Consider the following 6000-nt stretch of genomic DNA (forward strand, 5'->3'; position numbering starts at 1 on the left):
ATTGGGCCGATTTTGGAGCGACGATTGACCTGGACGGTGCCTAAAATGCACGGGACAGACCCTGAAGACTTGAATGAATCAGAGCTGATCGCATCGTTGATCGGCTGCACTTTCTGCATCAGCAAAAGACAACGCACGCCCTGCTCGAATTGGCGATCGGCGAACGCGTGGTGTTCGAAGACGATTACGGCCAGCAGCGGACCGCGATTGCAATGAGCGCCACCGCGGAGTTTTGACAGCGATCAAAATTTTGGGTAGAAATGTTTAAAAAGGTAGAAATATCGGAGCTGTCATGTCGCTCAATATCAAAAACCCCGCCACAGTCGCTCTCGTTGACGAGCTTGCGCGGCGGCAAGGTATCAGCAAGACCGCAGCCATTCATCAGGCTTTGACGGAGCGTCTACATCGCATGGGATACGGCGATGTGGCGCAGGAGCGTCTGCTCACCGAGATACAGGCGATCCGTGGGCGAGTGGCGCGATTGCCCGAACTCGACAGCCGAAGCGATGAAGAAATCATCGGCTACGATAAGCATGGAATTCCGAACTGATGGTGATCGATACCTCTGCGATTGTCGCAATACTGCGCAGTGAACCAGAGGCCGCAACGCTCGAGAGAACGGTCATCGCCAACCCTATTCGCTTGGTCCCCGCGACATGTGTTCTTGAGACGCGTATGGCATTGGTCAGCCGGCGCGGCGAACACGCACTTGCCGAGATCGATCTGTGGCTCGCCAGAATCGAGGCCGACATCGTTCCGGTCGACGCCGATCTGGTGGATCTGGCGACACAGGCCTGGCTTACTTACGGCAAAGGCCGCCATCCGGCGGCATTGAATTTTGCCGATTGTTTTTCCTACGCTTTGGCAAAGCGTGCGGACGAACCGCTTCTCTTCATCGGCGAGGACTTTTCGCGCACCGATATCGAGGCGGCATAACGATGGCTGGCGACCCGCGCATTTGCAGGATGTCACCGATGGTGCCCGTGGCTATGTCGAGGCGGCGAACTCTGCCAATCCCGACGTGCGCCTATGCCGCCGACTGGAAACCGCGACCGCCACTCTTCCACGCCCCGGCAGAAGGAAGCCATTCATCCGCAAGACCTGGTCGCCATGCTGGAGACGCTGGATCGTGGCACGCTGCCGGGCTTGCGCGACCGCGCCATGCCGCTCGTCGGTTTTGCCGGAGCCTGCGCCGCTCCGAAATCATCAGGCCCAACCTCGGGCGCGACCAGACCGAGGACGGGCGCGGCTGGTTCATTGAAATCGGAAGCAAAAGCGACAGCCACCTTATCTGCCCGCGTACCCGATTCGGCTGGTGCAGAACCTTGGCGCTTTCCAGCTAATGCGCTGATATGATTTGTTTCCAGTTCATTACTGAAGTTAAAGAGAGGTTAATTTCCGCAAGCCATGCTTCGGTGACGCGCGTAACTATGGCGCGACAAAGCCCGTAAAGAAGGCGCTTAACGGCCTGTTAAGCCAGCGGCCTTGCAAGAAAATGAGAATCGGCGCTAAATGCGCTTTCATTGGCCTCACGGCGTTAAAATCGCATTTTCGAGATTTCCATGAATATGGCACCTACAATTGGTAAAGCAATTTCTGATGTCGATCAGCTGATCATCGGCCAGGCACAGGAACTGTCCGACAAGTTGAAGCAGCATCGCCTGGAAATGTTTCCGCCCCGTGCGATGAAAAGCCTGCGCGAATTCCAGCTTGCCGAGGTGGCGCGCTTCCTTGGGGTCACCAGCGGCTATCTTCGCAATCTTTCGCTGGAGGGCAAGGGGCCTCTGCCGCAGGTGACGCCATCCGGGCGCAGATCCTATACCGCCAGGCAGATGGATGAAATGCGCCTGTTCTTGGATCAGAATGCCCGAGGCAGCACGCGTTACGTCCCGCACCGCACGGGCAATGAACACCTGCAGGTCATCGCCGTCGTAAACTTCAAGGGCGGCAGCGGCAAAACCACGAGTGCTGCCCATCTCGCTCAGCACCTGGCGCTGACCGGCCACCGCGTTCTTGCCGTCGACCTCGACCCGCAGGCCTCGCTTTCGGCGATCCACGGCTTCCAGCCGGAATTCGACGTCGACGAAAACGAGACGCTTTATGCGGCAATTCGTTACGACGACGAGCGGCGACCGCTTAAGGAGATCATTCGCAAGACCAATTTTCCCAATCTCGACCTGGTTCCAGGCAATCTCGAATTGATGGAATTCGAGCATGATACGCCGCGCGTGCTTGCCCAGGGCAAAGCGAGCGACTACGGCCGCATCTTCTTTGCCCGCCTTGACGAGGCGCTGTCTTCCGTCGCCGACGACTATGATGTCGTCGTCATCGACTGCCCTCCCCAGCTCGGCTTCCTGACGATGAGCGCCATCTGCAGCGCAACCGCCGTGCTCATCACCGTTCATCCGCAAATGCTCGATGTGATGTCCATGTGCCAGTTCCTGCAGATGCTGGGCGAGGTTCTGAACACGCTGAAAGGCGCCGGCGGCAACATGAATCTCGACTGGTTGCGCTATCTCGTGACGCGCTACGACCCGCAGGATGGGCCACAGACGCAGATGGTCGCCTTCATGCGCTCGATGTTCCGCAATCACGTGCTCACGAATCCCATGCTGCGAAGCGTGGCGATTTCGGATGCTGCCATGACGAACCAGACCCTCTACGAGGTGGAGCGCAATCAATTTACCCGCGCGACCTATGACCGTGCGATGGAGGCCATGAGCGCCGTAAATGGCGAAATCGCCGAGCTCATCCATAAGGCATGGGGGCGCAGATGACGGCGCACCGATTGACCGCAACCAACCGTTCAACCGCCAGGAGGAGAAAGAATGGCACGTAAGAATATCCTCTCGGGGCTGATGGACGATTCAAAGAAGTTTACTGCCGTAAACAGCGAGCCCGTAAACGACCCCGATAAGCAGCAGATCAACTTCAAGGGAATTGGCGCCCTCGGTGCCGTTACCCGTAGTATCGATGCCCTTGCCGCAAGAGCTGACGCTGCGCGCGAGATCGAAGAAAAGCTCGCCCATGGCGAAACCGTGATTGATCTCGACACCGCACTCATTGAAGATTCCTTCGTCAGCGATCGCCTCGGGCACAATGATGAGCAGTTTCAGGAATTGGTGGAAGCCATCCGCCTGCGAGGGCAGGATTCACCCATTCTTGTCCGCCCGCATCCCGAAAAGGATGGGAAGTACCAGATCGCCTTCGGCCATCGCCGCGCGCGCGCTGCCAAGGAACTTGGGCGGCCGGTTCGCGCCGTCGTCAAGAAGCTTGCCGATCGTGATCATGTAATTGCCCAGGGACAGGAAAACTCCGCACGGGCCGATCTCTCCTTCATCGAGCGGACGATGTTTGCCGACAAACTCGACAAGCTCGGCTTCGATCGCGAGACGATCATGGCAGCGCTCAACGCTGACAAGACGACCATCTCCAAGATGCTGTCCGTCACCCGGCGCATTCCGGCCGAGATTCTTTCGGCAATTGGCGCAGCCCGGGCAACCGGCCGCGACCGTTGGCATGACCTTTCGGCGAAATTCGAAGAAAACAACGCTGCCGAGCGGGCGATGCTGTTTATCGAAACGCCAGCCTTCGAAGCTGCCGAGCCGGATGCCCGGTTCGACATGCTCGCCTCATTCCTCAGCAAGAGACCGGCATCGGCCGTCCAGACCGCAACATCGTCTTCGGCCGTGACCCAGTGGCAGCACAGGGACGGTTCCGTCAAGGCGAAGATCAAGGATGACGGCAAGCAATTCACCATCGCGCTGAGGGCAGGGAAGGCGTCGGCCTTCGGCACCTATATCGCGGATAATCTCGATCGTCTCTACGAGGCGTTCGAGGCAGGACGACAGGAAAGAACGGAGATCAATAGCAAAAGAAAAGGCCCCCGAACGTTGCCGTAGCGGAAGCCCTCTCTGATCTAGACACCCAGAGAATCACATTTCCGCACAACATAGTCAAGAGTCTCCGGCACCTATTTTCGGTGAGCTGATATCTTTTGCCTTGAAGAAGGCGAAGAAAATGGAAAGCGGAAGTGTGACGACGCCCTTTGGGCGGCGGCCGATGACACTTGGCATGCTCGCAAGTCAGGTCACCAGCCAAAAAATTGAGCCAGGCGCCTCAATCGATAAATGGAAAATCTATCGTGCGCTTTGTGAAGCCAAGCCTCTGCTCGATATATCCGACAGAGCACTCACGGTATTGAACGCGCTTTTGAGCTTCTACCCGAAAGGCGAGCTTGCTGCAGACGACAGCCTCGTCGTCTTTCCCTCCAACACCCAGCTCTCGCTTCGCTGCCATGGCATGGCCGAGCAGACGATCCGGCGGCATATGGCCGTCCTCGTCGCTGCCGGCCTCGTGATCCGCAAGGACAGCCCCAACGGAAAGCGTTACGCTCGCAAGAGCCGCAATGGCGAGATCCGCGAGGCTTTTGGCTTCTCGCTCGCCCCTCTGCTCGCGCGCGCCTGCGAAATCGAACGCCTTGCCGCGAAAGTCTCTGCCGACCGCCTCTACATCCAAACGCTCAAGGAACGTCTCACGCTCACCCGCCGCGACATATCAAAGCTTGTCCACGCAGCGATCAGCGAAGAGCTTCCCGGAGACTGGCAAGCGATCAACGGACGCTTTCACGATATCCTGGACCAATTGCCGCGCGGAGCTGGTGCCCACGCGGTAGCATCCACCTTGGATCTCCTCGACGCATTGCGTAATGAAATCGTCAAGCGACTGGAAATACAAATTAAAACGGAAAATTTGAGCGCCAATGGCTCACAAAATGAGCGGCACATACAGATTACAGAATCCGAATCTTATCTTGATTCTGAAGTCGCTGTTGAAGCTGGAACCCCTGAGTTGACTGCAGTAAACTCGCCCATGATCGATCCGGCAATCGACGGTGACGCTGAACGGCCTCAACCTCAGGCAAGAACCAACACCGCATCCACGATATTTCCGCTCTCCCTTGTCCTGCAGGCATGCCCGGAAGTGCGCAGCTATGGTCCTGCCGGAACTGTCAGAACCTGGCAGGAGCTCATTGCCGCCGGCGCTGTCGTCAGTTCAATGCTACAAATCAGTCCCTCAGCATACAAGGACGCCTGCAGGATCATGGGTCCGCAAGCTGCCTCAGTCGTGCTCGCCTGCATTTTCGAACGGTCAGGGACGATCAACTCAGCCGGCGGTTATTTGCGCGGCCTCACGCGGCGCGCCCAACGCGGTGAGTTTGCCATCGGATCGATGTTAATGGCGCTCGCAAGGACCCGGGGACCTCATGACGCCCATCATTGAGTTGACTGCAGTAAACTCGCCTTTCACCGCCTCAGAAAACGACAGTCACGCAGCCTTCGTCCGCCGACACCGCAACCACGACACTCCGCCTCTTAACTCGCCCGCGCGCCCAAAGGTGCCGGATTGCGGACCGACCGGAAAGGCCTCGCAGGACATCATGACCGCGGACGCGTTCATCGGCCAGAGGCTGCAATCAATTTTACATCCAACCATGCGGCTTGCTCGGGTCTGCAATAGGAAGAGTGTGCACCTCTCCTGGACGCGGCAGGAGCAATCAACCGAGCCGGCGGGGCCCTCTAAACAGCCTGAGGCAACTGATGGAGTTGCGATTGAATCGAGATTCGGAAGGCCGGCAGAGGCGGAGCAACCGCAGGAGCCGCGTCACTCATTCGAGCCGCGGAAATCACGACATCACGACGCCTGAAACAGGGGCCGCTGTGACCGAACGAAATGCCGTGATTGTTTCCGTTAGATGTTGAATAGACTGTGATAACAAACTGTTAGAGATCAGATAAACTTAATAGGATCTCCCGGAAATCATAGCTGTATGGTACCTAAACGGTGCCCGATGGTCAAGGAAAGCATGACGCCCGGCGCCGGAGATCGGCAAGATCCGCCACCGAACCATCCTTGCGGCAAAACTGGCGGGCACAGGTCGGCGCCAGCCTTGGAAGCGGCCATCGCTCCCGAGGACGATGGCGAAGACAAGAGCAATGA

The 6000-nt window shown here is 57.8% G+C and carries 5 protein-coding genes and 1 pseudogene; all 6 read left to right on the plus strand.

Annotation, left to right across the window (positions count from 1 at the left end):
- Window positions 1-292 precede the first annotated feature (292 nt).
- The gene (locus C9413_RS05120; protein WP_040116395.1) at window positions 293-550 is read left to right on the plus strand and encodes a type II toxin-antitoxin system VapB family antitoxin; all 258 of its coding nucleotides are present in this window, start codon (window positions 293-295) and stop codon (window positions 548-550) included.
- A complete protein-coding gene (locus C9413_RS05125) occupies window positions 550-936 on the plus strand; it encodes a type II toxin-antitoxin system VapC family toxin (protein WP_040116396.1) in 387 nt (128 codons plus the stop codon). Before C9413_RS05120 ends, C9413_RS05125 begins: the two co-directional genes overlap by 1 nt.
- A 105-nt stretch (window positions 937-1041) precedes the next feature.
- Window positions 1042-1316, plus strand: a pseudogene (locus C9413_RS33075) (integrase); the annotation flags it as partial.
- Between the two features lie 246 nt (window positions 1317-1562).
- Window positions 1563-2777, plus strand: a complete 1215-nt coding sequence (gene repA, locus C9413_RS05130; RefSeq protein WP_040116398.1) for a plasmid partitioning protein RepA — start codon at window positions 1563-1565, stop codon at window positions 2775-2777.
- Between the two features lie 51 nt (window positions 2778-2828).
- Complete coding sequence (gene repB / locus C9413_RS05135) at window positions 2829-3902, plus strand: plasmid partitioning protein RepB (protein WP_052451909.1); 1074 nt, start codon at window positions 2829-2831, stop codon at window positions 3900-3902.
- Between the two features lie 118 nt (window positions 3903-4020).
- Entirely contained in the window at window positions 4021-5283 is a 1263-nt protein-coding gene (gene repC / locus C9413_RS05140) for a plasmid replication protein RepC (protein ID WP_040116399.1), read from the plus strand.
- The last annotated feature ends 717 nt before the right edge of the window (window positions 5284-6000 follow it).

Origin of the sequence: Rhizobium sp. SEMIA 4085, assembly GCF_013004495.1 — a bacterium.
GTDB lineage: Bacteria > Pseudomonadota > Alphaproteobacteria > Rhizobiales > Rhizobiaceae > Rhizobium > Rhizobium gallicum.

Coding starts and splice junctions, on each gene's coding strand:
- C9413_RS05120 (WP_040116395.1), top strand. CDS start 293: ATGTCGCTCAATATCAAAAACCCCGCCACAGTCGCTCTCGTTGACGAG.
- C9413_RS05125 (WP_040116396.1), top strand. CDS start 550: ATGGTGATCGATACCTCTGCGATTGTCGCAATACTGCGCAGTGAACCA.
- repA (WP_040116398.1), top strand. CDS start 1,563: ATGAATATGGCACCTACAATTGGTAAAGCAATTTCTGATGTCGATCAG.
- repB (WP_052451909.1), top strand. CDS start 2,829: ATGGCACGTAAGAATATCCTCTCGGGGCTGATGGACGATTCAAAGAAG.
- repC (WP_040116399.1), top strand. CDS start 4,021: ATGGAAAGCGGAAGTGTGACGACGCCCTTTGGGCGGCGGCCGATGACA.